At 65.3% G+C, this 23,736-nt stretch carries 26 protein-coding genes; 14 read left to right on the top strand and 12 right to left on the bottom strand.

Annotated elements, in window-relative coordinates; translation table 11 throughout:
* Positions 1 to 49: 49 nt before the first annotated feature.
* Positions 50 to 829 carry a glycerophosphodiester phosphodiesterase gene (gene ugpQ / locus KT882_RS08635; RefSeq protein WP_228895326.1) on the bottom strand — a complete coding sequence of 260 codons (780 nt, stop codon included), beginning with the start codon at positions 827 to 829 and terminating at the stop codon, positions 50 to 52.
* Between the two features lie 115 nt (positions 830 to 944).
* On the opposite strand from ugpQ, the gene KT882_RS08630 reads away from it, so the two are divergent.
* Positions 945 to 2,174 (top strand): CaiB/BaiF CoA transferase family protein, encoded by a 1,230-nt coding sequence (locus KT882_RS08630; RefSeq protein ID WP_161072476.1) that lies wholly within the window; start codon positions 945 to 947, stop codon positions 2,172 to 2,174.
* A gap of 130 nt (positions 2,175 to 2,304) precedes the next feature.
* Here the strand turns inward: KT882_RS08630 and KT882_RS08625 are convergent, their stop codons facing one another.
* A complete protein-coding gene (locus KT882_RS08625) occupies positions 2,305 to 2,631 on the bottom strand; it encodes a hypothetical protein (protein WP_161072477.1) in 327 nt (108 codons plus the stop codon).
* Positions 2,632 to 2,802: 171 nt separating this feature from the next.
* Here KT882_RS08625 and KT882_RS08620 point away from each other — a divergent pair, with 171 nt between their 5' ends.
* Positions 2,803 to 3,495 (top strand): hypothetical protein, encoded by a 693-nt coding sequence (locus tag KT882_RS08620; RefSeq protein ID WP_228895324.1) that lies wholly within the window; start codon positions 2,803 to 2,805, stop codon positions 3,493 to 3,495.
* Between the two features lie 14 nt (positions 3,496 to 3,509).
* On the opposite strand, the gene KT882_RS08615 is transcribed toward KT882_RS08620, so the two are convergent.
* Complete coding sequence (locus KT882_RS08615) at positions 3,510 to 4,757, bottom strand: MFS transporter (protein WP_161072479.1); 1,248 nt, start codon at positions 4,755 to 4,757, stop codon at positions 3,510 to 3,512.
* 68 nt (positions 4,758 to 4,825) lie between these two features.
* Between KT882_RS08615 and KT882_RS08610 the strand changes: the two genes are divergently transcribed.
* Entirely contained in the window at positions 4,826 to 5,722 is an 897-nt protein-coding gene (locus KT882_RS08610; protein ID WP_161072480.1) for a LysR substrate-binding domain-containing protein, read from the top strand.
* A gap of 51 nt (positions 5,723 to 5,773) precedes the next feature.
* The gene (locus KT882_RS08605; protein WP_228895322.1) at positions 5,774 to 6,490 is read left to right on the top strand and encodes a hypothetical protein; all 717 of its coding nucleotides are present in this window, start codon (positions 5,774 to 5,776) and stop codon (positions 6,488 to 6,490) included.
* Here the strand turns inward: KT882_RS08605 and KT882_RS08600 are convergent.
* Genes KT882_RS08600 through KT882_RS08585 form a run of 4 tightly spaced genes read right to left on the bottom strand, consistent with a single transcriptional unit; the run spans position 6,481 to position 8,952 of the window.
* Positions 6,481 to 7,353, bottom strand: a complete 873-nt coding sequence (locus KT882_RS08600; RefSeq protein WP_228895321.1) for a hypothetical protein — start codon at positions 7,351 to 7,353, stop codon at positions 6,481 to 6,483. The genes KT882_RS08605 and KT882_RS08600 overlap by 10 nt on opposite strands.
* Positions 7,353 to 8,129 carry a hypothetical protein gene (locus tag KT882_RS08595; protein ID WP_161075568.1) on the bottom strand — a complete coding sequence of 259 codons (777 nt, stop codon included), beginning with the start codon at positions 8,127 to 8,129 and terminating at the stop codon, positions 7,353 to 7,355. Before KT882_RS08595 ends, KT882_RS08600 begins: the two co-directional genes overlap by 1 nt.
* Entirely contained in the window at positions 8,129 to 8,641 is a 513-nt protein-coding gene (locus tag KT882_RS08590; protein WP_228895319.1) for a hypothetical protein, read from the bottom strand. Before KT882_RS08590 ends, KT882_RS08595 begins: the two co-directional genes overlap by 1 nt.
* Before the next feature lie 17 nt (positions 8,642 to 8,658).
* Positions 8,659 to 8,952 (bottom strand): DnaJ domain-containing protein, encoded by a 294-nt coding sequence (locus KT882_RS08585; RefSeq protein ID WP_161075570.1) that lies wholly within the window; start codon positions 8,950 to 8,952, stop codon positions 8,659 to 8,661.
* A 133-nt stretch (positions 8,953 to 9,085) separates the two neighbouring features.
* Between KT882_RS08585 and KT882_RS08580 the strand changes: the two genes are divergently transcribed.
* The 4 genes from KT882_RS08580 (at position 9,086) to KT882_RS08565 (ending at position 14,568) form a co-directional block, all read left to right on the top strand.
* A complete protein-coding gene (locus tag KT882_RS08580) occupies positions 9,086 to 10,858 on the top strand; it encodes a glutamine--tRNA ligase/YqeY domain fusion protein (protein WP_161075571.1) in 1,773 nt (590 codons plus the stop codon).
* Positions 10,859 to 11,062: 204 nt separating this feature from the next.
* The gene (locus tag KT882_RS08575; RefSeq protein WP_228895317.1) at positions 11,063 to 12,826 is read left to right on the top strand and encodes a CHASE domain-containing protein; all 1,764 of its coding nucleotides are present in this window, start codon (positions 11,063 to 11,065) and stop codon (positions 12,824 to 12,826) included.
* A gap of 135 nt (positions 12,827 to 12,961) precedes the next feature.
* A complete protein-coding gene (locus tag KT882_RS08570) occupies positions 12,962 to 13,594 on the top strand; it encodes a glycine-rich domain-containing protein (protein WP_161075573.1) in 633 nt (210 codons plus the stop codon).
* A 212-nt stretch (positions 13,595 to 13,806) separates the two neighbouring features.
* A complete protein-coding gene (locus tag KT882_RS08565; protein WP_161075574.1) occupies positions 13,807 to 14,568 on the top strand; it encodes a glycine-rich domain-containing protein in 762 nt (253 codons plus the stop codon).
* A gap of 72 nt (positions 14,569 to 14,640) precedes the next feature.
* On the opposite strand, the gene KT882_RS08560 is transcribed toward KT882_RS08565, so the two are convergent.
* The 3 genes from KT882_RS08560 to KT882_RS08550 form a co-directional block, all read right to left on the bottom strand.
* Positions 14,641 to 14,883, bottom strand: coding sequence for a hypothetical protein (locus KT882_RS08560; protein WP_056403290.1), 243 nt, complete (start codon positions 14,881 to 14,883; stop codon positions 14,641 to 14,643).
* 250 nt (positions 14,884 to 15,133) lie between these two features.
* Positions 15,134 to 15,415 carry a hypothetical protein gene (locus tag KT882_RS08555; RefSeq protein WP_161075575.1) on the bottom strand — a complete coding sequence of 94 codons (282 nt, stop codon included), beginning with the start codon at positions 15,413 to 15,415 and terminating at the stop codon, positions 15,134 to 15,136.
* Positions 15,416 to 15,461: 46 nt separating this feature from the next.
* Positions 15,462 to 16,364, bottom strand: coding sequence for an NAD-dependent epimerase/dehydratase family protein (locus tag KT882_RS08550; RefSeq protein WP_161075576.1), 903 nt, complete (start codon positions 16,362 to 16,364; stop codon positions 15,462 to 15,464).
* An 11-nt stretch (positions 16,365 to 16,375) separates the two neighbouring features.
* Here KT882_RS08550 and KT882_RS08545 point away from each other — a divergent pair, with 11 nt between their 5' ends.
* From KT882_RS08545 to KT882_RS08530, 4 genes are all read left to right on the top strand, one after another.
* Positions 16,376 to 17,401: a CDP-6-deoxy-delta-3,4-glucoseen reductase gene (locus KT882_RS08545; protein WP_161075577.1), complete on the top strand. Its 1,026-nt coding sequence runs from the start codon at positions 16,376 to 16,378 to the stop codon at positions 17,399 to 17,401.
* Between the two features lie 90 nt (positions 17,402 to 17,491).
* Positions 17,492 to 18,745, top strand: coding sequence for an MFS transporter (locus tag KT882_RS08540; RefSeq protein WP_161075578.1), 1,254 nt, complete (start codon positions 17,492 to 17,494; stop codon positions 18,743 to 18,745).
* Between the two features lie 12 nt (positions 18,746 to 18,757).
* Positions 18,758 to 19,414: a DUF1345 domain-containing protein gene (locus tag KT882_RS08535; protein WP_228895316.1), complete on the top strand. Its 657-nt coding sequence runs from the start codon at positions 18,758 to 18,760 to the stop codon at positions 19,412 to 19,414.
* A gap of 110 nt (positions 19,415 to 19,524) precedes the next feature.
* On the top strand, positions 19,525 to 19,905 hold the full coding sequence (locus KT882_RS08530) for an HPF/RaiA family ribosome-associated protein (RefSeq protein WP_161075580.1): 381 nt from the start codon (positions 19,525 to 19,527) through the stop codon (positions 19,903 to 19,905).
* Positions 19,906 to 19,959: 54 nt separating this feature from the next.
* Here the strand turns inward: KT882_RS08530 and KT882_RS08525 are convergent, their stop codons facing one another.
* Positions 19,960 to 20,748: a helical backbone metal receptor gene (locus KT882_RS08525; RefSeq protein WP_228895314.1), complete on the bottom strand. Its 789-nt coding sequence runs from the start codon at positions 20,746 to 20,748 to the stop codon at positions 19,960 to 19,962.
* Between the two features lie 124 nt (positions 20,749 to 20,872).
* On the opposite strand from KT882_RS08525, the gene KT882_RS08520 reads away from it, so the two are divergent.
* Positions 20,873 to 21,856 carry a GGDEF domain-containing protein gene (locus KT882_RS08520; RefSeq protein WP_161075582.1) on the top strand — a complete coding sequence of 328 codons (984 nt, stop codon included), beginning with the start codon at positions 20,873 to 20,875 and terminating at the stop codon, positions 21,854 to 21,856.
* A 228-nt stretch (positions 21,857 to 22,084) separates the two neighbouring features.
* Positions 22,085 to 23,044 carry an IS110 family RNA-guided transposase gene (locus KT882_RS08515; protein WP_228893647.1) on the top strand — a complete coding sequence of 320 codons (960 nt, stop codon included), beginning with the start codon at positions 22,085 to 22,087 and terminating at the stop codon, positions 23,042 to 23,044.
* Between the two features lie 88 nt (positions 23,045 to 23,132).
* Here KT882_RS08515 and KT882_RS08510 read toward each other — a convergent pair whose 3' ends face one another.
* Positions 23,133 to 23,678, bottom strand: a complete 546-nt coding sequence (locus KT882_RS08510; protein ID WP_161073234.1) for a DUF5610 domain-containing protein — start codon at positions 23,676 to 23,678, stop codon at positions 23,133 to 23,135.
* Between the last annotated feature and the right edge of the window lie 58 nt (positions 23,679 to 23,736).

Here is a 23,736-nt window from a genome sequence, read left to right as displayed (position 1 = left end):
TTGGCCCCCTCCGCAGCCGAGGACCAGGCACCGGGGCATGTAGGGCGGGTTAGCGCGTAGCGCGTAACCCGCCGCAGCCGGCAAAGCCCGGGCCGATCAGGTCGATGCGGTCGGTGCAGAAGCCGTCCACGCCCCAGGCCAGGATTTCCTGCGCGCGCTCGGGCGTGTTGACGGTGTAGCAGAACAGGCCGTAGCCGGCCGCCTTGACCGCCTGCGCCAGTTCCGGCGTCAGATGCTTCTGGTTGGTGTGGATGGCCACCGCCTCCAGCGCGGCCGCCTGCGCTTGCCAGCCGGCCGGAATAGTGTCGAACAGGCAGGCGCGCGGCACCTCCGGCGCGGCCTCGCGCGCGGCCGCCAGCGCCTCCATGCTGAAGGAGGACAGCAGCGGCACCGCCTTGGTGTCCCCGGCGCGCAGCTCCTCGCTGAAGCGGGCGCGCGTCTTCTGCGCCACCCAGCGCCCGGTGTCCGTTTCATGGCCAGGCACCGGCTTGATCTCGATATTCATCCAGATGCCCTGCGAGCGGCAGTAGTCGATGAACTCCGTGAACAGCGGCACCGTTTCGCCGGCGAACTGCGGCCCGAACCAGGCGCCCGCGTCCTTGCGCACCAGGTCCGAGGCCGGCGTGCGCGCCACATTGCCCTCGCCGGCCACGGTGCGGCCGAAATCCGGGTCGTGCATGATGACGCCGATGCCGTCCTTGGACAGCATCACGTCGAATTCGACCGCCTTGTAGCCGTAGGCCAGGCCGCAGCGCAACGCGGCTATCGTGTTCTCCGGCGCCAGCGTGCCGCCGCCCCGGTGCGCAAGTACTTTAGGATAGGGCCACATGGCGTCCTTTGTCAGAGCTCGGTTGATGTTGAAAACGCATGTCGCTTCTCTAGTATTCAAAACATACCACAAGACGTTAAGCTGGCGCTCTTGCTAAATCAACGAGGTGAAAGTGATGACTGTTGCCAAGGCCCTGGGCCACATCCGCGTACTGGACCTGAGCCGCGTGCTGGCCGGCCCGTGGTGCTCGCAGAACCTGGCCGACCTGGGCGCGGACGTGATCAAGATCGAGCGCCCCGGCAGCGGCGACGACACGCGCGCCTGGGGCCCGCCCTACGCGCGCGACGCGGACGGGCGCGACACCAGCGAAGCGGCCTACTACCTGGCCGCCAACCGGGGCAAGCGCTCCGTGACGGTGGACATCGCCAGCGCCGAGGGCCAGCAACTGATACGCGAACTGGCGGCGCAGTCCGACGTGGTGCTGGAGAACTACAAGGTGGGCCAGTTGAAGCGCTACGGCCTGGACTATGAATCGCTGAAGGCGGTCAAGCCGGACCTGGTGTACTGCTCCATCACCGGCTTCGGCCAGGACGGCCCGTATGCGCACCGCGCCGGCTACGACTTCCTGATCCAGGGCATGGGCGGGCTGATGTCGGTCACCGGCGAGCGCGACGACCTGCCCGGCGGCGGCCCGCAGAAAGCCGGCGTGGCGCTGGTGGACCTGATGACGGGCATGTACTCCACCATCGCCATCCAGGCCGCGCTGATGCACCGCGACCGCAGCGGCGAAGGCCAGTACATCGACATGGCGCTGCTGGACGTGCAGGTGGCCATGCTGGCCAATATGGGCAGCAACTACCTGAACAGCGGCAAGGCGCCCAAGCGCTGGGGCAATGCGCATCCGAATATCGTGCCCTACCAGACCTTCGCCTGCAGCGACGGCTACATCATCGTCGCCGCCGGCAACGACGGGCAGTACCAGAAGTTCGTGGAAGCGGGCGGACGCGCCGACCTGGCCACGCACGAGCGCTACGCCAGCAACCCGCTGCGCGTGCAGAACCGCGACGAGCTGGTGCCGATACTGGCCGAGATGGTGAAGGGCAAAACGCGCAGCGAATGGATAGAGCAGCTGGAAGCGGTGGGCGTGCCCTGCGGGCCGATCAACGACATCGGCGACGTCTACCAGAATCCGCAGGTGCAGGCGCGCGGCCTGGTGACGGAAACGCCGCATCCGTCGGCGGGCAAGGTCAAGCTGGTGCGCAGCCCGATGCGCTTGTCCGGCACGCCCACCGACGGCGGCAGCGCCCCGCCGCTGCTGGGCCAGCACACCGAAGAAGTGCTGCGCGAGCTGCTGGGCCGCAGCCCCGAAGACATCGGCGCGCTGAAAGGCAAAGGCGTGCTGTAACACATGGCGGGTTACGGGCTCCGCCCTAACCCGCCCTACGATACAACGATACAACGATACGCGATATCATACAAAACGTAGGGCGGGTTAGCACGCAGTGCGTAACCCGCCATGAGCCGCCGGCGGCCCCTCACCTCAAATCATGCTTCAACTCCGCCAGCTCGTCGTGCACGTGCTGGACCGCGCTGCGCATCTGCGCGGTCAGCGCCGGCATATTGCGGCACACGCGCTGCGCCCGCTCCCCCAATACATCCAGCTCATCCACCATCTTGCGCAAGCGCGTCACATCATAAGGCGCCACCACCTGCTGGGCCGCATCGGCCTGGCGGTCCAGCTTGTGGATGCAGTCGCGCAGCTCGCCCGGCAGATTGCGCTCGGCCGAGCAGGCTTGCGCCGCCTCCCCGATGGCGCGCCCCACCCGGTTGAATCGTTGCCGTATTTCATACTCTTGCAGCATGATCTCCTCCTTGCGGTGAGCAGGCACGGCGTGCCTGTCCGCTTTGGACAGCGATCTCAGCCCAAAGTTGCCGCAGCCAGCTTGAGCGGCCTCAAGCCGACCTGCCCAGCGAAGGTGTAAGCACTTGTTAAATTTATGACAAGCCGCCGCCAGCCGCGTTACATTTCGGAAATGACAATATTACCCCGCGACAAGTTCGGCCTGCTGCTGACCACGCTGCTGCACATGGCGCTGCTGGCCGCCCTGCTTGCGCGGCAGCACGCCGGCAGCCCGGCGCGCAGCGCAGACCGCAGCGCCATCGCGTGGATACTGCCTGCCGCGCCCAAGTCCAGTCAGGCCGCCGCCCCGGCCCAAGCCGCAGACCGCAGGCGGACCGCCATTACCGTGCCGCGCCAGCCGGTGCAGCCCAGCGTTCCCGCCAGCCGCGCGGCGGCGCAGGAGGCCGCAAGCGCAGACGCCGCAGCATCCGCGTTGCCGCCCGCATCCGCCACGGAAAACGAACCCGTCATCGGCGACCTGTCCGCCCAGCCCGCCGCTCCGCCCATGCCCGCAGCCGACCTGCTGCGCCTGACCTTGTACAACGCCGGCAAAGTGGACAATGAACTGCGCAAAGGCAAACTGGCGCCGCTGCTGCCAGCCAAGGACACCATACGAGGGAAGATCGACGCCGCCTTCGAAGCGGCGCACCAGGCCGTCAAACCCAAGTGGTACGAAGCGGCCAGAGTGAGCGAGATTTCCGCGCACGGCTCGCGCACCCGCGTCTACAAAATCCGCACCGCGCTGGGCACCTACTGCATCTCCGTGGCGGACCCCGGCAGCTCCATGGGCGGAACCAGGGGCCCGCTCTACAGCAACTGCCCCTGAAGGTCAGACCGCCATCACGCCGCCGCCAGCTGCGCAGGCTCAACCGGTGCGGCCGGGGCCAGATTGCGCAGGCGCAGGGCGATCAGCAGGGCGCCCGCCAGCCCGCAGCCGAGCACGGCCACAACGCCGGTCCAGCCCGCAACGCCCCAGGCCACGCCGGCCAGCCAGCCGATCACGGCCGAGCCGATATAGTAGAAGAACAGGTACAGCGCCGACGCCAGCGCCGAGGCCGACTGCGCACGCCGCCCCACCCAGCTGCTAGTGACGGAATGCGAAGCGAAGAAGCAGAACGTGAACAGCGCCAGCCCGCCGAAGATGAGCACCAGGTTGCCGCTCAGCGTAAGCAGCATGCCGCCCAGCATGGCCATCAGCAGCCACCACAGCACGCGGCGGCGGCCCAGCTTGTCGGCCAGGCGGCCGGCCCAGACGGAGCTGAACATGCCCAGCAGGTAAAGGAAGGAAATCGCGCCCACCAGGCTCTGGCTCAGGTCAAACGGCGCGCCCAGCAGGCGGAAACCGATAAAGTTGTAGGCGCTGACCATGCAGCCCATCAGCAAAAAGCCCATGCCGAACAGCCAGGGCATGCCGTCGTCGGTGAATTGGCGGCGCAGGCCGTTGCCCAGCTCGCGCAAGCCGCCCTGCGCAGGACGGAAATTGCGCGAACGCGGCAGGCTGCGGTAGAACTCGGCCGCCGCCAGCAGCCCGGCCACGCCCATGGCCGCCATGGCCGCGCGCCAGGAGAAGAAGTCGCTCATGACGGACACCAGGATGCGCCCAGCCATGCCGCCGAAAGCATTGCCGCCGATGAGCAAGCCCATCGACAAACCCAGCGAGCCCGGTTCCACTTCCTCGCTCAGATAGCTCATGGCCACGGCCGGCATGCCGCCCAGCGCAAAGCCCAGCAATGCGCGCATGACCAGGAACTGGCCATAGTTCTGCGCCACCGCGCACAGCACCGTCATCACGGCGGCGATGGTGAGCGCCGCGCCCATCAGCGGCTTGCGGCCAATGCGGTCGGACAACAGGCTGGACAGCAGCAGCGACACCGCCAGCGCCGCCGTCGAGACCGACAGCGCCAGGCTGCTCTGCGCCGCCGTCAGCGCGAATTCCCGGCCCAGCAGCGGCATCAGCGGCTGCACGCTGTACAGCAAGGCGAAACAGGAAAAACCGCTGAAAAACAATGCGCGGTTGGTGCGTTTGAATTGCGGCGACCCTGCGGTGATGCCCATGATGACGGCCCGGCTGATGAATGATGGCTTCATCTTAGGATTGTGCTGTATTACTGTCCAATATATATTTAAGTCGTTAGTAATACTTTAAAGCGATAACAATGGAACTGCGCCACCTGCGTTACTTCATCGCCGTAGCCGAAGAATTAAGTTTTACGCGCGCGGCCGAACGGCTGCACATCGGCCAGCCGCCGCTGAGCCAGCAGATCCAGGCGCTGGAGGCGGAAGTGGGCGCGCAGCTGCTCGAGCGCAGCAAGCGCTGGGTGCGGCTGACTGCCGCCGGGAAGCTATTCCTGGAAGACGCGCGCCGCGTGCTGGCGCTGTCCGAGCAGGCCAAGCTGACGGCGCGGCGGGCGCAGCGCGGCGAGGCGGGCGAATTGCGCATCGGCTTCACCTTCTCCACGCCGTTCACGCCGCTGTTCGCCACCGTCATCAACCGCTACCGCGCGCGCTACCCGGACGTGCTGCTGACCTTGCGCGAGCTGGCCACGCTGCCGCAGATCGCCATGCTGGAAAACCGCGAGCTGGACCTGGGCTTCGTGCGCCCTCCCGAGACCGCCATTCCGGACGCGGTGCGGCTGACGGTGCTGCGGCATGATCCGCTGATCGCCGTGCTGCCGGTGGGCTCGCCGCTGGCGCAAAAGGAGCAGGTGGAGATCCGCGACCTGCAGGGCCAGCCCTTCATCATGTATCCGAAGACGGCCGGCACCGGCATTTATCCGCAGATTTTCCGGCTGTGCAAGGAGGCGGGCTTTGCGCCGGACGTGGTGATGGAGGCGGGCGAAGCGTCCACCATGATCGGGCTGGTGGCGGCCGGCTGCGGCATCACCGTGCTGCCGGGCTCCTTCGACAGCATCCACATGGAAGGCGCCTGCTACCGGCCGCTGGCCGATCCCAGCGCCAACACCGTGCTGTCGCTGGCGCAGCGCAAGGACGCGCACGGCGCGCTGGTGGAAGGCTTTATCGCACTGGCGCGCGAAGCGGCCGGCGGTTTGTAAGCATTTGTTAATATGGAAAGATTTAACCGCCATCTCGGCTACATTGCCTGAATGACACATCAACGGCGCACGCCCACCGCATTCCTGCTGACCGCTGCGCTGCATCTGGCGCTGCTGTTTGCCTTGCTGTCGCCGCAGCACCGGCCGGCCCGGCCGCAGCGGGACGGGGACGCCATCCAGTGGCTGCTGCCAGCGCCGGCGCAGCAGAGCCGGCAGGCCAGCGCCGCGCCCGCTGTTCGCGCGCAGCGCCCTACCCCGCCGCCGCAGAGCGCAGCGCGCAAGGCAAAGCCGGACCCGGACCAATCCGCCGCCCCGGCGCCCGAGGCGGCTGCCGCGCCAGCGACGGCCCAGGCCGCACGGCCGGCGGACGACGTATTCGCGCCCGGCGCCCCGCCCGCCTCCGCCGGCGCGGCGCAGCTCGTGTTCAAATCAGGGTATGGGGCGGGATCGGTGGACCGCGACCTGCGCGGCGGCAAGGCGGCCCCGCTGGCGGACGGCGGCGGCGCGCTGCAGGCGAAAATCGACGAGGCCTTCAGCAAGGCGGTGGCGCGCAAATGGCACGATCCGGCCACGATACAGGAGATCTCCACGCCGTCCGACCGCGTGCGGGTCTACAAAATGACAACCAGCAGCGGCACGGTCTGCATCTCGATACCGGACCCCAGCCTGGAGAAAACCTACAAATACACCATCACCAACTGCCCGCGCGAAGACCGGCGGGGCACGGTCAGCCCCGCCGTCGCCAGGCCGCAGCGAACTCAGCCGTAGTCGGCTTCCAGCTCGGAACCGGCGTAGTTTTCCAGTTCGGCGAACAGGGTCTTCATGGCCGTGCGGCCGGGGATGTGCTGCAGCACCGTGCAGCTGTTGCGGTACACGGAGATGCGGTCCAGCAGCACCGGGTGGTGCTGCACCGGCACATTGGCCACCAGCGCGGCCCAGCCCGCCTCGAAGTCCGGCTTGGCCTTGCGCACCGCTTTCACGAAGCGCTCGAACTCCTTCTGCCCGGTGCGCGCCACGATGCGTCCGCCGCCCTCCACCGCGAAGATGATGGCCAGCGCGATCACGCCCTCGGCGTTCAGGTCGGTGTCGGTCACCGGGCCGCCGTCGTGGTGGCGGCGCAGCCAGCCCGCCAGGCGCACGATGGCCTGCACTTCCTTGCGCTGCTTGAGCAGCACATGGTAGCGCTCATGGCCGTTCCAGTTCTGGTTCGGGTCGGCCAGGCACAGGTCCACGAACAGGTCGCGCAGGCGGCGCTGCGTGTAGACCGGGTCCTGGTCGTATTCGCCCACCAGCGAGTCCTCCGGCATGGCGGCCAGTTCCTTGACGTGGCGGAAACCGGCCTGGAAGGCCGCCTCGGCGCCGTTGTCGACCAGGAAGTCCAGCGCCGCTTCGTCGCTGTCCACGCCCGGCACCAGCTCCAGCCCCAGCGACACGCCGCCCACCGCCAGCTGCAGCGCGCGCGCGATGCCGTCGGCGGTGCGGTCGTTGGTGAACTTCTCGGCCACCATGGCGGTGATGCCGGTCAGCTCGTCGGCCAGGATCACGGCCGCGTCCGGGCGCGTATCGCCCGGCAGCAGCTTGATGGCGCCCACCAGGCGCGGCAGGCTTTCCTTGACTAAAGCCGGCAGCATCAGGAGAAGATCCCCGTGCCCATGGAGCGGCGGGTGCTGGCCGCCTTCGGCGCGCTGCGGGTGCTCGGCACTTGCTTGCGCAGGCGGTACAGCAGTTCCTTGGTGCTGCGCTGCAGGAACTTCGGCTCCTCGTCCGGGTCGTCGCTGAACTCGGCGTCGGCCAGGTCGGCGCTGTGGCGGAAATCGGGGAACAGCTCGAACAGCGCGCGGTCCCAGCCGTCTTCGCTGGCTTGCGCCAGCGCCACGGCCAGCGGCACGATGTCGTTGTCGGCCGAGGTCAGGCCGCTCACGTAAGGCCCTTTCGAGATGATCTCGCCGGCCACTTCCAGGATCTCTTTCGGCGCCATCGAGAACAGCACGGCGAAGGCGGTGCAGCCGTGGTCGGTGGCCGACGCGGCTTGCAGCAGTTCCTGGCGGCGCGCCTCGTCCTCGGTGGAGAACACCACGCCGTGGATGTGGGCGAACAGCTGCTCGGCCAGGCGCTCCGGGTCGTCCTCGATCAGGTCGTCCGGGAAGGTGGCGGCGAAGAAGGCCAGGCTGTCGGCCCAGGCCTTGGGCGGCACCAGCAGCGTGGCCAGCGACATCTTGCCGCCGTCAAAGCCGGCCAGGTGCAGCGCGGTCACTTGCGGCGGGATGCTGCTCAGCACTTCGGCCACCGCGTAGTCGCCGAACTGGTCGGCCGCTTCGGCGAAGGCCTGCTCGGCATGGCCCAGCGAGCCGGCCAGCACCAGCTCGGTTACTTGCTTGCTCAGGGCGGGAAGATTTGCATCGGACATTAGCGGTCTCCTTCCTGGTCGAACATCTGCGCGAAATCGTCGGTCGCTTCGCCGGCTTCATCGTAGCCGTCCTCGTCGTCGCCGTCATCGTTGGCGGCCAGCTGGTCGAGCGAAGTATCTTCCTCGTCCCACAGGCGCGGATGCTTGTGCAGGCAGGCCGTGATGATGGCCTGGCGGCCGATTTCCGGGAAATTCCGCTCGATGGCGGCCAGCATCTTCGCCGGCTCGCCTTCCGGGCACTCGGCCAGCGCGAACACGCGCGCCGGGTCGCCGTCGTCGTATTCCTGGGCTTCGGCCAGCACCGCCTTGGGATTGGCGAACCTGATCACATCCACCAGCGCGAAAGCCATCATGTTCACGTCTTCGATGCCGCCGCCGCTGGCGTATTCCGACATCAGCGCATCGACCATCATTTTGTAGTTCTTGCGGTCCGGCGGGTCGCCCAGGATGCCTTCGATCTGGCCTTCCAGTTCGCGCGACTGGTAGGCGAATTCGTGGTGTACTTTTCTCATTGTTTACTCTTTTCCAATTACTCTGCGGGCAGGGTCACGCCGTGCAGGCCGAACACGGAACGCCACAGCTGGTAGGCTTCGGCTTCCGGGTCGATAATGATGCGGTGGTTGACGCTCTGGTTGTATTCTTCGCGTTTGACCGGGTCCGACAGGATCTCGTAGGCCTTGGTGATGGCCTTGAAGCGCACTTCCGCACCGGGGGCGGCGTTGCGGTCCGGGTGGTAGCGCATGGCCAGCGACCGGTAAACCTTCTTGATTTCCTCGTCAGAGGCATTAGGCGCCACACCCAGCACGTTGTATAAATTTTCCATTTGGGAAACTCCGTAAGGGTTGTATGCCAAGCTGTAAAGACGAATTATCCTATAGAAAAGCGTTCGCCGTCCCGCCACGCCGCTCGTCTACGGTAAAATGCCTGGGATCTGTCCCCTTTTCCCTGCCGCTTACATGAGCAACGACAAAAAAAATACCGCCCCTGCCGCACCGGCGCTGCCGTCCAATTTTCTGCGCGCCATCATCGAGTCCGACCTCGCTTCCGGCGCGCACGCGCGCGAAGGCATGCCCAGCGTGATCACCCGCTTCCCGCCGGAGCCGAACGGCTACCTGCACGTGGGCCACGCCAAGTCGATCTGCCTGAACTTCGGCCTGGCGCGCGACTACAACGGCCGCTGCCACCTGCGCTTCGACGACACCAATCCTGAGAAAGAAGAACAGGAATACGTCGACACCATCAAGGATAGCGTGCAGTGGCTCGGTTTCAGCTGGGACTGGCAAGGCCCGTCCGGCGTGGAGCACCATCTGCACCACGCGTCCGACTATTTCGACCAGCTCTACATCATGGCCGAGTACCTGATCGAGCAGGGCTACGCCTACGTGGACAGCCAGAGCGCCGACGACATGGCGGCCAACCGCGGCAACTTCAGCACGCCGGGCAAGAATTCGCCCTTCCGCGACCGTCCGCGCGCCGAGTCGCTGCAGATGTTCCGCGACATGAAGGCCGGCAAATACGCGAACGGCGAGCACATCCTGCGCGCCAAGATCAGCGAAGACGCGATGTCCTCGCCGAACATGAATATGCGCGATCCGGCAATTTACCGGATCCGGCACGAGCACCACGTGCGCACCGGCGACGCCTGGTGCATCTACCCGATGTACGACTACACGCACCCGATTTCGGACGCGCTGGAAAACATCACGCACTCGGTCTGCACGCTGGAGTTCCAGGACCACCGTCCCTTCTACGACTGGCTGCTGGAAACCCTGTCGGCCGGCGGCTTCTTCAAGATGCCGGTGCCGAAACAGTACGAATTCTCGCGCCTGAACCTGACCTACGTGATCACCTCCAAGCGCAAGCTGCGCCAGTTGGTGGACGAAAAAGTGGTGACCGGCTGGGACGACCCGCGCATGCCCACCATCGTCGGCCTGCGCCGCCGCGGCTACACGCCGGAAGCCATCCAGCTGTTCTGCGAGCGCATCGGCGTGACCAAGTCGGACGGATGGATCGACATGAGCACGCTGGAAGGCTGCCTGCGCGAAGACCTGGACCCGAAAGCGCCGCGCGCCACCGCCGTGCTGCGCCCGCTCAAGCTTATCGTCGAGAACTATCCTGAAGGCCAGAGCGAAGAGTGCACCTCGCCTGTCCACCCGCACCACCCGGAAATGGGCCTGCGCACCTTCCCGTTCACGCGCGAGCTGTGGATCGAAGAGGAAGACTTCATGGAAGCGCCGAGCAAGGGCTACTTCCGCTACTACCCGCCGGTCGGCGACCAGCCCGGCTCGCGCGTGCGCCTGCGCCACGGCTTCGTGACCGAGTGCACCGGCTATGACAAGGACGAGAACGGCAAAGTGACCGCCGTGCGCGTGAAATACTTCGAGGACAGCAAATCCGGCACCCCGGGTTCGGACACCTACAAGGTCAAGGGCAACATCCATTGGGTGTCCGCCGCCACCGCGCTGGAAGCCGAAGTGCGCCTGTACGACCGCCTGTTCACCGACCCGCAGCCGGACGCCGGCGGCAAGGACTTCCTGGCCGCGCTGAACCCGAACGCGCTGGAAACCGTCACCGCCTACCTGGAGCCGGGCATGCGCGGCACCGCCGCCGACCAGCGCTTCCAGTTCGAGCGCCACGGCTACTTTGTCGCGGACAGGGTCGATAGCCAGCCCGGCAAACCGGTGTTCAACCGCATTGTGACGCTGAAAGACAGCTGGTCAGCAAAATAGATACCAACTGCATACCTGTTTAGATTAAACCGCCTTCGGGCGGTTTTTTTTTGTGCGTAGCGCAACAGCCCCCCCTAATCGCCGGAAAAGATACTTGACGGAATCAATTGGCAATCTATATATTAAATTAACTTTTTACAAAGCAACATTGGGAACATGGGCGCCTTCATCGCACGAAAAAAACTGTTCTCACCCAGGCAACCTTTGTGGTGGACAGGCCTGCTGCTGTCGCTGGGTGTGGGCGCGGCGCTGCATGGCTTCACGTCCAATTCGCTGCAAGCCGAAGCAAGCGCGCGCTTCCGCACGCAGGCGCGCAGCAGCCAGTTCAATATTGCCACCGCCATCAAAGCCTATACCGACGTGCTGCGCGGCACGGCCAGCTACTTCCAGGCGGTCGACTCCATCACGCGCGAGAATTTCCACCGCTATGTGCAAGGCCTGGACCTGGCCCACAATTTCCCCGCCATCGTCAGCATCAATTTCGCCCAGCACGTGCCGGCCGGCCAGCGCGCCGCTTTCGAGCAGCATGTGCGCCGCAGCGCCCGCCCCGGCCTGGACGGCTACCCGGAGCTGGTGCTGAAGCCCGGCGACAGCCAGGCCGACGCGGCCATCCTGTCGCTGATCGAGCCCATTGCCGGCCTGGAAGCCAAGTTCGGCGTCGACATCGCGGCGCGGCCCGTCGTGGCCGAGTCGCTGGCGCAGTCGCGCGATACCGGCATGCTGAGCGCGTCGGGCCTGCCCATCGGCTTCGACCGCCTGCCCAACCGCCAGGCGCTGGCCATGCGGCTTCCGGTGTACCGCCCCGACCTGCCGATCAACACGGTGCCGGAGCGGCGCGCCGCCTACCTCGGTTCGGTGGGCATAGGCTTCAGCGTGAACCGGCTGGTGTCCGAGGCGCTGGCGGAAATTCCCGTGCGCAACGCGCGCCTGACGCTGCGCGACGTGAGCGAAGGCAGCCCCACCGCCGCCACGCTGCTGTACGACAGCGCCGACGCCAGCCCGGGCGGGGCCGGCAACGAGCGCATGATCACCTGCGTGCTGCCGATCGACTTCAACGGCCGCCAATGGCAGGCCACCTTCACCGCGCCCATGAGTTCGCTGTACTCGCGGGTGGACGCCCTGCTGCCGTGGCTGGCGCTGCTGACCGGTTTCGCCGGCACCATGCTGATGTACGCGCTGTTCCACACCCTGTCCTCGTCGCGCCTGCGCGCCATCCGCATGGCCAAGGACATGACGCGCGAGCTGCGCGAAAGTCAGGCCAAGCTGCAGCTATCGCACCACAAGCTGCGCCGCCTGGCCGCGCACGCCGAGCAGATCAAGGAGGAGGAGCGCAAGCGCATCGCGCGCGAGATCCACGACGACCTGGGCCAGAACCTGCTGGCGCTGCGCATCGAGGCGGACGTGCTGACCACCCGCACCAGCCACCGCCATTCGCGCCTGCACGAGCGCGCGCGCTGCACGCTGGCGCAGATCGACCACACCATCAAGAGCGTGCGCCAGATCATCAACGACCTGCGGCCCAATGTGCTGGACCTGGGCCTGAGCGCCGCCGTCGAGTGGCAGATCGAGCAGTTCCGACAGCGCAGCGGCATCGTGTGCGAGCTGATCGAACACAGTGCCGACATCGACCAGGGCATCGACGACAAGTGCGCCATTGCCTATTTCCGCATTTTGCAAGAGTCACTCAGCAACATCCTGCAGCACGCCAACGCCAGCATGGTACGGGTGGAACTGCGCCGCCAGGACGGCGTGCTCAGCATGAGCATCAGCGACAACGGCGTAGGGCTGCACGACCGCAGCCGCAACAAATTCGGCTCCTTCGGCCTGGTCGGCATCGAGGAGCGCGTGAGCATCCTCGGCGGCAGCTGCGCCATAGGCGGCAGTCCCAACGCCGGCACCACCATCCTCATTACCGTCCCCGTCCCCACTCTCCCGCCCGCCTACCCGCACCGCCTCGGGACCGTCTAGGCTGCGTCTAGGACAATTCTGTTGCGATTAGGAATTTACTGACGATAGCTTGCGATTTATCAAGAATGGGCTAGGGCAACTGGTCAAAAATCGTTCCTGTAGCACCCCATCCATCACGTTGAAAGGAACGAGCACATGAATGCGAACGACGACCTCAAGGCTATCGCGGCACTGGATCTGGAACCGATCAAGGTCAAACTGATGCACGAGGAATCCGGCGAAGGCTGGACGCTGGAACGTGCCAACGCCATCGAATTCGAATACCGGCGCTTCCTGATCCTGATGAAAAAATTCCCGCAGGAACAAACGGCCCCGCTGGTCGACGTCGACACCTTCTGGCACTACCACATCCTCGACACGATGAAGTACGCGGCCGACTGCGAGGCGGTGTTCGGCTACTTCCTGCACCACTTCCCGTATATCGGCCTGCGCGGCGAAGACGACATGGAAGCCCACCACCGCGTCGGCGAGCGCATGAAGGAACTGTACGAAGCCACCTTCGGCGAGGCCTATGTGCGCGGCGCGGCCAACCAGGCGGCGTTTTCAGGCGTGGCCACCCAGGCCGCCTTCTCCGGCGCCGCCGCCAAAACGGCGTTCTCGGGTGTGGCCGCCAAGATGGCCTTCTCGGGCGTGGCCGCCAAGGCCGCGTTTTCGGGCGTCGCCACCAAGGCAGCCTTCTCCGGCGTGGCGGCAAATACGGCCTTTTCCGGCGCGGCCGCCACCGCCGGGTTCTACACGGAACGTCCGCGCCTGCCTGCGAGCGCCTGATTAACTAGCGGATTGATAGTGTCGCGGGGGCAGCACAGCCCCCGCGCACGATTGAAAAACATCACTTGCATTCAGCAACAGCTTGCCTATACTAGGATTCGTTGATCTACATCAACACTCGTTCCCAGCTCCGAACGATCCTGCACCGGCCGCTTCGGCCCGACTCACCGCGTGCCCCCAATCCACTCGTCTCTCAGTAAAGGATGTCACTCATGATTTCTGCTGAACGCTTCCAAGCCATTGCCGACCTCGATCTGGAACCGATCAAGGTCAAACTGATGCATGAAGAATCCGGCGAGGGCTGGTCGCTGCAAAAAGCCAACGCCGTCGAATTCGAATACCGCCGCTTCCTGTACCTGATGAAGACTTTCCCGCAGGAACAGACTGCGCCGCTGATGGACGTGGACACCTTCTGGCACTACCACATCCTGGACACGATGAAATACGCGACGGACTGCCAGGCCGTGTTCGGCTACTTCCTGCATCACTTCCCCTACATCGGCCTGCGCGGCGAAGACGACGAGGCAGCGCACCACCGCGTGGGCGAGCGCATGAAGGAACTGTACGAAGCCACCTTCGGCGAAGACTACCTGCGCGCCGAAACGGCCTACTCGGGCGCGACGGCAGTGGCCTACTCGGGCGCGACGGCCCAGGAAGCCAAAACCGCCTACTCCGGCGCCACCGCGGTAGCCTATTCCGGCGCTACCGCCCAGCAAGCGAAGACCGCCTACTCGGGCGCGACAGTGGCCTACTCGGGTGCAACGACCCAGCAAGCCAAGACCGCTTACTCCGGCGCCACCGTGGCCTATTCGGGCGCCACCACCCAGCAGGCCAAGACCGCCTACTCGGGCGCGACCGTCGCCTATTCCGGCGCCACGGTAGCCTACTCCGGCGCAGTGCAGAAGCCGGCCCAGCCAGCCGCAGCGGCCGGCGACATGTACTCCGTGCGTCCGCGCATCACGCCGGCAGCGTAATTCCGGCGCAGCAATGAAAATGGCCCCCTCCTGTTGCCAGGCGGGGGCCATTGCATTTTTACGTGCGGCTTATCAGGCAGCCATCATCTCGCGCAGTTCACGGATGCTGAAATCGCTGATTTCATGCATGCGGATCAGGATGGTGGCGCCGATAGGCAGCGTGTTGTGGCGGATTTTGCTGATTACCGGCGGGGCCACTTCCAGGGCGCGCGACAGCGCCGCATCGTTCTTGAGCTGCAATTTTTCAATAATTGCGTCGAGGACCCGGTTCGGGTTGTAAGTTGCCGAAGCAGTAATTTCTTTAAGAGACGTCATCGGATTCGTTCAGGTTCGGGTCGTCTTCTTGGAAAAAAAACGACACATTGACAAAATATTTACCGGAAAAGTACGGGATGGACACTAGCCTACATAGGTCACTTGCTATGTTTTATAGCATCTAGGCCGTATGATACACGCTTTTATTGCCCAAAGGCCAATCCAGCACGAAAAAAGTGAGAATTAGAGAGAATCTTTCCCTACTTACTGTGCTAGGAAATGTTAAACGTGCTTTCCGGGCAAGACATAGTCAATGAGCAACCCTGTAACCGGCGGCCAGAAACAGCCACTCCACGGTCAGCAAGGCGCTGAGCTGGGCGATATTTCCTGGGAGCACAAAGGTGAACTGCGGGGAAGGGAAAACCGGACAGAGGGTGAGGCCGGCGCCGCCATCGATACCATTGCCGTATTGCCAACACCACCCCAGCTGCCTGCGGATTTCGTCCGGCGCCGGCGGCGGCCGCTGGGCCTGGCTGCGCTGCATCATATACGCGCGGACTTGTTCTTTGCTGGGGTGCGGGACGGGCTGCATGGCGTCTCCTGCCAAACTCTTATCGATTTATTATCTGCCTTTTTGCTTACACCTGCCTTTCAGTTGGCGCCAGCTGTTGTAAGCAGTCCACAACCCGTTCATAGCGCAAACGAACGCCCAGCTCGCTTTTCAGGCGCGTATTGCGCATGCGGCGCGACTCGGACATAAACGACAGCAAGGCCGGCGTGACCACCGCCGCCAGTTCGGCGCGCGGCAGGCGCGGCGGGCGCGGCAGGCGGAAGGCGTCCGCCACGGCGTCGAAATAGGCCGCCATTTTCATGTCGCTGTCGTCCACCGCGTGGTAGACCCGGTTCGGCGCGCCCCGGAACAGTGCGCGCGCAATGATGCGCGCCAGATCGTCCGCGTGGATGTGGTTGGTGTACACGTCGTCCTGCTCGAGCAGCGCGGGCGTGCCCAGGTCCAGGCGCTTGAGCGGCAGCCGGTCCGCCGCGTAGATGCCGGGCACGCGCAGGATGGACAGCGTGGCGCCGGTGCGCAGCGCCCAGCGCCGCAGCACCTGCTCCGCGTCCACCCGGCGCCTGGCGCGCGCATTGTGCGGCGCCACCGGACGGCTTTCGTCGAACCAGGCGCCGCCGCAATCGCCGTAAACACCGGTGGTGCTAATGTAAACCACGCGTCCGGCCTCGGGTAAAATGGCGGTCACATTGCGGCTGCGGCTGTCGCGCAGGCCCTCGGCGGGCGGCGGCGCCAGGTGCACCACGTAGTCCGCCAGCCCTTTCAGGCGGCGCAGGCTGGCCGGCTTATCCAGGTCGGCCACCAGCGGCACGGCGCCGGCGGCGCGCAGCTCGGCGCGCCGCGACGGCTGGCTGGTGACGGCGAAGATACGGAACCGCGCGCGCAGCAAGGGCAGCAGGCGCAGGCCTACGTCGCCGCAGCCCAGCACCAGCAGGCGCGGCCGGGCAATTTTTTTAGCGTTTGAGATTTTCATTTAAGGATTGTATGACTTTCCAGATTACTGTTCAGCCCAGCGGCCACCAATTCTCCTGCGACGAGGACGAAACCGTCCTGGCGGCGGCCATGCGCGCCGGCGTGGGGCTGCCGTATGGCTGCAAGAACGGCGCATGCAGCTCGTGCAAGGGCAAGGTCATCTCCGGCAGCGTGACGCACAAGGCGCACCAGGCGCGCGCGCTCACGCCGGAAGAGGAAGCGGCAGGCATGTCGCTGTTCTGCTGCGCCACGCCGCACGCCGACCTGGTGATCGAAGCGCGCGAAGTGGCGGGCAGCGGCGACTATCCGGTCAAGAAAATGCCGTCGCGCGTGTCCACCATAGAAAAAGTGGCGCCGGACGTGGTGGTGATCTCGCTGCAGCTGCCGGCCAATGAAACGCTGCAGTACCGCGCCGGCCAGTATATCGAGTTCCTGCTGCGCGACGGCAAGCGCCGCAGCTACAGCATGGCCACCGCGCCGGACAACGGCCCCATCACCCTGCACATCCGCCACATGCCGGGCGGCCTGTTCACCGACCAGGTGTTCTCCACCATGAAAGAGCGCGACATCCTGCGCTTCGAAGGCCCGCTGGGCACCTTCTTCGTGCGCGAGGACAGCGACAAGCCCATGGTGCTGCTGGCCTCGGGCACCGGCTTCGCGCCGATCAAGGCCATCGTCGAGCACCTGGTGCAAACCGGCTCCAAGCGCGCCATGACCTTGTACTGGGGCGGCCGCCGCCCGCAAGACCTGTATATGGACGCGCTGTGCCGCGAGTGGGCCGCCAAGCTGCCCAACTTTAACTACGTGCCGGTGGTGTCGAACGCCGAGGCGGAGGACAACTGGAGCGGCCGCACCGGCTTCGTGCACCAGGCCGTGATGGCCGACCTGCCCGACATGTCCGGCTACCAGGTCTATTCCTGCGGCGCGCCCATCATGGTGGAAACCGCCAAGGCCGACTTCGTGGCCAAGTGCGCGCTGCCGGAAGAAGAGTTCTACGCCGACGCCTTCACCACCGAAGCCGACCTGGCCGCCTTCTGACGCGGCGGGCCGGGCCGCCGGCAAGCGCAGTTGTCTGACATCAGGCACAATGATGGGCTACGCCAGCCCGTCATTGTCCTGATTGTCCCTATGTCCCGCTCTTCCGCCAACGGCTTCTCCGTCCTCCGACACCGCAATTTCGCTTTCTACCTGGCCGCGCGCGTGCTCGGCACGCTGGCCGTGCAGATGCAGCATGTGGCCATCGGCTGGCATGTGTATGCGCTGACCGGCAATCTGTACGACCTGGGCCTGATCGGCCTGGCGCAGTTCGCGCCCTTCCTGCTGCTGATCCTGCCCGCCGGCCACGTGGCCGACCGCTACAACCGCCGCAACATCATCGCCTTCTGCCTGGGCGCGCAGCTGCTGTGCGGTTTGCTGCTGCTGGGCTTCACCCTGACCGGGCTGGGCATTGTCTGGCCGGTGTTCCTCATCCTCACGCTGTTCGGCTGCGCGCGCGCCTTCATGATGCCGGCCACCCAGGCCGTGCTGGTGAACATGGTGCCGGCCGAGGACTTCAGCAAGGCCGTCGCGCTCAGCTCGTCCACCTTCCATATCGCCGTCATCCTCGGCCCCACGCTGGGCGGCCTGCTGTACTTCTACGGCCCCACCACGGTGTTCCTGGCCGCGTCCGCGCTGCTGGTGGTGGCGGTGGGGCTGATGTGCCTGACCAAGGCCGCGCCGCAGGCGGTGAGCAAGGAGCCGGCCAGCTGGCACAGCGTGCTGGAAGGCCTGCGCTTTGTGCTGTCGCGCCCGGTTGTGCTGGGGGCGATGTCGCTGGACCTGTTCGCGGTGCTGTTCGGCGGCGCCACCGCCCTGCTGCCGGCGCTGGCGGCCGACGTGCTGCACGTCGGCCCGAGCGGCCTGGGCCTGCTGCGCACCGCGCCCGGCGCCGGCGCCGCGCTGTGCTCGGTGGCGCTGGCCTTCTTCCCCATCACGCGCCGCGTGGGCCTGTGGATGTTCGGCGGCGTGGCGCTGTTCGGCGCCTGCACCGTGCTGCTGGGCTCGACCACCAGCTTCGCGCTGGCGCTGCTGGCCCTGCTGCTGATGGGCGCGGGCGACATGATCAGCGTCTACGTGCGCCACCTGCTGGTGCAGTACGAAACGCCGGACGAGATCCGCGGCCGCGTGAGCGCGGTCAACTCGGTTTTCATCGGCGCCTCCAACGAGCTGGGTGAATTCGAGTCCGGCGTGACGGCCGGCTGGCTGGGCCTGACCCGCGCGGTGGTGTTCGGCGGCGCTGCCACGCTGGCCGTCACCGGCCTGTGGAGCGTGCTGTTCCCGGTGCTGTCGCGCATGGACCGTTTCCCGCACGACGAACGCGAGGCGCAAGCCAAGGCGGCTTGATATGATGTCCGGATGAGAATATTTCCGGACCTGATACACCGCCGCCCCCACCTCGCCGTGGCCATCGTCCTCGGCGCGCTGAGCGGCCCGCTGCTGCCCGATAGCTGGCGCCTGGTCACGCGCATCCTGGCCTGCTGGGATGTGGCCGTGTGGGCCTACCTGGTCACCATGGGCTGGATGATGATGCGGGCCGACCACCGCAAGGTCAAGCGCGTGGCCGCCGCCGAGGACGAGCGCGGCCCCATGATACTGGCCGTGCTGTGCGTGGCGGCGCTGGTGAGCCTGATGGCCATAGGCTCCGAGCTGGCGGAGCTGCACGGCCAGCAGTTGCGCGATCACCTGCTCGAATATGCGCTGGTGGGGCTGACACTGATCGGCTCCTGGTTCCTGGTCGGCACCCTGTTCTGCTTCCACTACGCCCATCTGTACTACCAGACCACGCCCAACGCGCGCCCGCTGGAGTTTCCCGGCCCGCAGCACGAACCCGACTACTGGGACTTCCTGTACTTCTCCTTCACCATCGCGGTGGCCGCGCAGACCTCGGACGTCAGCGTCCGCAGCGCGGGCCTGCGCAAGCTGGTGCTGGGCCAGTCGGTGCTGAGCTTCTTCTTCAACCTCTTCATATTGGGGCTGTCGGTCAATATTGCAGCGGGGCTATTGAACAATTAAAAATAAAGTTGTGCCGGGCGGCAATCGGCTGGCAGACCCCGCCAAAAGGAGTAAGATGGCCTTGCGTACCCCTTACCGGGCATGCTTTGATGAACAAACGGGAGCAGTCTATGCAGATCAATGTCAACACCGATAAAACCATCGAACGTCATGCTTCCCTGGATGACCATGTACAAACCGTCGTCACCGCAGCCATCGGCCGCTTTGCCGAACACATCACCCGCGTCGAAGTCCACCTGAGCGACAACAACAGCCAGAAATCAGCGGACGGCGACAATCGTTGCCTGATGGAAGCGCGCGTTACCGGCTACCAGCCCATCGCCGTCAGCGACCACGCCGCCACGCTGCACCAGGCCATCAGCGGCGCCGCCGATAAACTCAAGCGCGCCATCGACAGCGCCCTGGGCCGCCTGAATGACAAGCGCCACGTGCCGCTGTCGCAAAGCTCGCTCGCCGCCGCCGAAGCAGCCGACGAAGAAACCAGCGAATAATCTCCCGCCATAGGACGCCGGCCGGCAGCGGCAGCCCGGGCTCGATGCCCGGGTTCAGCCGCCAGCCAGCCGGCGCAGGTAGCCCAGTCCTTCCAGCGCACGGCTGCCGTACCACGACATCATCTCCCCATCCACCAGCTGCACCGGCTTGCCGATCTGGCGCTCCAGCGCGTCCACGTGTTCCTCCGTGAAGCGGTAGGGCTCGGACGACAGCAGCACCTGGTCTATTTGCGCCAGCAGTTCCGGCGTCCAGTCGAAACGCGGATAGCGCTCGCTGCCCAACTGCGGCACGCTCCAGCCTATCTCGGCCAGCATGCGCGCGATATAAGTGTCGCTGGAGATGCTCATCCACGGATCCTGCCAGATGCAGTACAGCACGGTTTGCGGCGGCATGGGGCTGGCCTGGCGCATGTCCTGCAGGGCGGCGTACTCGGCCTCGAACGCGGCGCACCATGCCTCGGCCTGGTCCTGCGCGCAGAAAATGCCGCCCATCAGCCGCGCCAGCGCCAGGTTGTCGCGCGGCGCCAGCGGATGCGTCACCACCACGTGCGGCACGAACTCGGCCAGCGCGTCGGCCGTGGGCTTCTCGTTCTCGTCGATATTGACGATGACGTGGGTGGGCGCCAGCGCGCGGATCTTGTTCAGATTCACGTCCTTGGTGCCGCCCACCTTGGCAATCGCGCGCACGGTCTCGGTCGGATGGATGCAAAATCCAGTACGGCCCACCAGTTGCCCTGCCAGTCCCAGGTCGCACAGCAGCTCGGTGATGGACGGCACCAGGGACACGATGCGGGCGTTGGGGTCGGCGGGATGAGTCTGTCCCAGGGCGTCGGTAAAGAGCATTTTTCAGGGTGGCGGGTGGTTCGTCGCAGTATTGAAACACAAGGCCGACGCGCAGTGTTGGCGGACACGCCGTTGCGCTATGATTTGCTTCACAGTATCCAATATTTTTTCACCGGACTCTATCTTGAAGCAGATCACCACCTTTGCCGCGTCAGCCTACCGCATCGACGACTTGCAGCTGTTCCGCGATTCGGACGCCGCGCTGGCCGCGCGCTCGCTGGCGCATTGCCCCGTGGTGCAGCTGCAGCAGGGCGAATCCGTGAGCGACACCAGCCGCGCGCGCTTGTACATCGTGCTGAGCGGCGCGCTGTCCGTCACCGCCGACACCCGCACCGGCATGGCCGACGGCACCGTGAGCAAGGTGCTGCCGGGCGAAAGCGTGGGCGAACAGTCGGTGCTGGACGAGGAAGCCAATCTGTCGCTGATGACGGCGCTCGAGACCAGCGAGCTGCTGGTGGTGGAAGCGGAAATCGTATGGCGGTTGATCGACGAGTCGAACGGCGTGGCGCGCAACCTGCTGCGCCTGCTGTCCTTCCGCATCCGCGCGGCCAACGCGCAGCTGCGCCGGCGCCAGAAGCTGGGCGAGTTTTACCGCCAGATGTCGATGATAGACGGCCTGACCGGGCTGTACAACCGCGCCTGGCTGAATGACTTGCTGCCGGAAATGGTGGCCAGCGCGCACGGCGGCGGCAAGCCGCTGTCGCTCATCATGATAGACCTGGACCACTTCAAGAACTTCAACGACAGCCATGGCCACCTGGCCGGCGACCAGGCCTTGCGCGCGGCCGCGCAAGTGCTGAGCGGCGCCCTGCGTCCCTCCGACTGCGCGGTGCGCTATGGCGGCGAGGAAATGATGGTGCTGCTGCCGGACACCAATGTCAAGGTGGCGGTGGTGGTGGCCGAGCGCCTGTGCGAGCGGATACGGCAGGCCGTGGTGTTCCGCGACATGCGCTTGCCGCTGCCGCACATCACCGCGTCCCTGGGCGTGGCCAGCCTGCTGCCGGGCCAGGACGACCACGGCCTGATCGCCTCCGCCGACGCCGCCCTGTACCGCGCCAAGGACGGCGGCCGCAATCAGGTGGTGGTGCAGGAAACGCTGTTCTCGTGACGCACGCCATGGCGGGTTACGGCTGCGCCTAACCCGCCCTTGTATTATTCCATCTGCCCCGAAAACGGAACGTCGGGGCAGAGCAACTGGATGCCGTACCCGCCCTTGGTCGCCAAGATCGTGATGTAGATTTCGCAGCAGTTGCTCTTATTCCATTAAAGATCGAACAGTATCTTTGGCCCGGCGTGCCGTGAGCCCGCATTTGCAAGGTTGATCAGGAGAAGAGTAATGTTGTGTCTTGGTATAGATGTCGCCAAATTGAAGGTCGATTGCGCACTGCGCCTGGAAACGGGCAAACACCGTGCGAAAGTTGTAGAAAACACCCAGGCTGGCTTTGCCAAACTGGAAGCGTGGCTGCAGAGTCATACGGACGGGTTGCCCCATATCTGCATGGAGGCCACTGGCGTCTATTGGGAGGCGATCGCGGAGTTCTTTGCCCGTCGGGGCTACCGCGTCAGTGTCGTCAATCCGGCCCAGATCAAGGCGTTTTCCCAGGCGCAGCTGGTGCGCACCAAGACCGACCAGGTCGACGCCAAGGTCATTGCCGAGTTCTGCGCCAAGCATGGTCCGGAAGCATGGCAGCCGCCGCCGCTGAGCGAACAGGAATTGAAAGCGATGGTGCTGCGCCTGGATGCGCTGCTGGCCATGCAGACGCAGGAAACGAACCGCCTGGACGTGGCGCGCGAATCGGTCCGGGCCGATATCGAACAGCATATTGCCTGGCTCGGCGAGCAGATTAAACAGCTGCGCAAGCGCGTACGTGATCACATCAACGACGATCCCGACATGCGCGGCAGACGCGACTTACTCGATACCATTCCCGGTGTCGGGGACAATACCATTGCGTTACTGCTGGCCTATGGCATGCATGCCGGGCGCTTCGACAACGGCCGGCAGGCTGCCGCCTTTGCAGGCCTCGATCCGCGCCAACATGAGTCCGGATCAAGCGTGAAGCAGCGGCCCCGGATGTCCAAGATCGGCCACGCGCATCTGCGCAAAAATCTGTACATGCCGGCTATGGTGGCGCTGTACCGCACCGACTGGGGGCGCCAGTTCCGCACCCGCCTGGAAGCAGCAGGCAAGCCGGCCAAGCTGGTGATCGGCGCCATGATGCGCAAGCTCGTCCACGTTGCTTTCGGCGTCTTAAAATCTGGCAAACCATTCAATCAGGAGCTTCAAAACGCTTGACCGGCATAACAGTATCTACGGTGCAAAGACTCCGTATCCATCGTAGGGCGGGTTAGGCGCAGCGCGCCGTAACCCGCCAAGCGCCGCCTCAGGCCGGCGCGCGCTTGCTGTCGGCAAACTGCTGCAGCCCCTGCTGCACCAGCTCATAGGTCTTGTCGATATTGCTGGCCACGTCGCCGTTGAGCACCTGCAGGCCGTCGAGTATCCCGCGCGCCTCCTTGAAGCCGCGCTCTATACCGCCGCCTATGGTGTCCATGAACTTCTGCAGCACGGCCTCGTCGTCCAGCCCCTTGTTCTGTTCCTTGAACGCATCGAAAAACGCCGTGCTGAGCGACACGATGCGCCCCGCCGTCCCTTCCGGCGAATTATCCTGCCCGGCAGCGTTCTGGATCGCATCCGGACCGAAATCCGGCGCCAGCGCCTCGTTAATGCCGGTCAGCGCCGATTTGTAGAGCAGCGCCAGCGGCTCGTTGCCCGAGCCTATCGCCACCGAAATCGAGGCCTGCACGATGGACGCGTTCAGCTGCTGCCTGGCCTGCACGCGCGGCGGCGGCGCCGTATCGGCGGCGGCGCCGGCCTTGGCCAGCGGCTCGGCCGTCGCGCCCCCGGACTTCAATGTAGCGGGATTTACCATAATCGCTCTCCTAGTTTGCGCCATTCCCCTTTATCATATCGGCCAGAAAGCGGCGAAC

The sequence above is a fragment of the Pseudoduganella aquatica genome, from assembly GCF_020865585.1.
In the GTDB taxonomy this organism is placed as follows: domain Bacteria; phylum Pseudomonadota; class Gammaproteobacteria; order Burkholderiales; family Burkholderiaceae_D; genus Rugamonas; species Rugamonas aquatica_A.
Note: the sequence above shows the minus strand (reverse complement) of the source record. Positions and strands in the feature narration are given on the sequence as shown.

Excerpts from the sequence above, each read along its gene's own strand:
- KT882_RS08510 (WP_161073234.1), bottom strand. The coding sequence starts at position 23,678 with ATGGTAAATCCCGCTACATTGAAGTCCGGGGGCGCGACGGCCGAGCCG.
- KT882_RS08535 (WP_228895316.1), top strand. The coding sequence starts at position 18,758 with ATGAGAATATTTCCGGACCTGATACACCGCCGCCCCCACCTCGCCGTG.
- KT882_RS08530 (WP_161075580.1), top strand. The coding sequence starts at position 19,525 with ATGCAGATCAATGTCAACACCGATAAAACCATCGAACGTCATGCTTCC.
- KT882_RS08630 (WP_161072476.1), top strand. The coding sequence starts at position 945 with ATGACTGTTGCCAAGGCCCTGGGCCACATCCGCGTACTGGACCTGAGC.
- KT882_RS08585 (WP_161075570.1), bottom strand. The coding sequence starts at position 8,952 with ATGGAAAATTTATACAACGTGCTGGGTGTGGCGCCTAATGCCTCTGAC.
- KT882_RS08595 (WP_161075568.1), bottom strand. The coding sequence starts at position 8,129 with ATGTCCGATGCAAATCTTCCCGCCCTGAGCAAGCAAGTAACCGAGCTG.
- KT882_RS08550 (WP_161075576.1), bottom strand. The coding sequence starts at position 16,364 with ATGAAAATCTCAAACGCTAAAAAAATTGCCCGGCCGCGCCTGCTGGTG.
- KT882_RS08620 (WP_228895324.1), top strand. The coding sequence starts at position 2,803 with ATGACAATATTACCCCGCGACAAGTTCGGCCTGCTGCTGACCACGCTG.
- KT882_RS08605 (WP_228895322.1), top strand. The coding sequence starts at position 5,774 with ATGACACATCAACGGCGCACGCCCACCGCATTCCTGCTGACCGCTGCG.
- KT882_RS08590 (WP_228895319.1), bottom strand. The coding sequence starts at position 8,641 with ATGAGAAAAGTACACCACGAATTCGCCTACCAGTCGCGCGAACTGGAA.
- KT882_RS08545 (WP_161075577.1), top strand. The coding sequence starts at position 16,376 with ATGACTTTCCAGATTACTGTTCAGCCCAGCGGCCACCAATTCTCCTGC.
- KT882_RS08615 (WP_161072479.1), bottom strand. The coding sequence starts at position 4,757 with ATGAAGCCATCATTCATCAGCCGGGCCGTCATCATGGGCATCACCGCA.
- KT882_RS08525 (WP_228895314.1), bottom strand. The coding sequence starts at position 20,748 with ATGCTCTTTACCGACGCCCTGGGACAGACTCATCCCGCCGACCCCAAC.
- KT882_RS08610 (WP_161072480.1), top strand. The coding sequence starts at position 4,826 with ATGGAACTGCGCCACCTGCGTTACTTCATCGCCGTAGCCGAAGAATTA.
- KT882_RS08580 (WP_161075571.1), top strand. The coding sequence starts at position 9,086 with ATGAGCAACGACAAAAAAAATACCGCCCCTGCCGCACCGGCGCTGCCG.
- KT882_RS08570 (WP_161075573.1), top strand. The coding sequence starts at position 12,962 with ATGAATGCGAACGACGACCTCAAGGCTATCGCGGCACTGGATCTGGAA.
- KT882_RS08565 (WP_161075574.1), top strand. The coding sequence starts at position 13,807 with ATGATTTCTGCTGAACGCTTCCAAGCCATTGCCGACCTCGATCTGGAA.
- KT882_RS08625 (WP_161072477.1), bottom strand. The coding sequence starts at position 2,631 with ATGCTGCAAGAGTATGAAATACGGCAACGATTCAACCGGGTGGGGCGC.
- KT882_RS08540 (WP_161075578.1), top strand. The coding sequence starts at position 17,492 with ATGTCCCGCTCTTCCGCCAACGGCTTCTCCGTCCTCCGACACCGCAAT.
- KT882_RS08600 (WP_228895321.1), bottom strand. The coding sequence starts at position 7,353 with ATGCTGCCGGCTTTAGTCAAGGAAAGCCTGCCGCGCCTGGTGGGCGCC.
- KT882_RS08555 (WP_161075575.1), bottom strand. The coding sequence starts at position 15,415 with ATGCAGCCCGTCCCGCACCCCAGCAAAGAACAAGTCCGCGCGTATATG.
- KT882_RS08560 (WP_056403290.1), bottom strand. The coding sequence starts at position 14,883 with ATGACGTCTCTTAAAGAAATTACTGCTTCGGCAACTTACAACCCGAAC.
- KT882_RS08515 (WP_228893647.1), top strand. The coding sequence starts at position 22,085 with ATGTTGTGTCTTGGTATAGATGTCGCCAAATTGAAGGTCGATTGCGCA.
- ugpQ (WP_228895326.1), bottom strand. The coding sequence starts at position 829 with ATGTGGCCCTATCCTAAAGTACTTGCGCACCGGGGCGGCGGCACGCTG.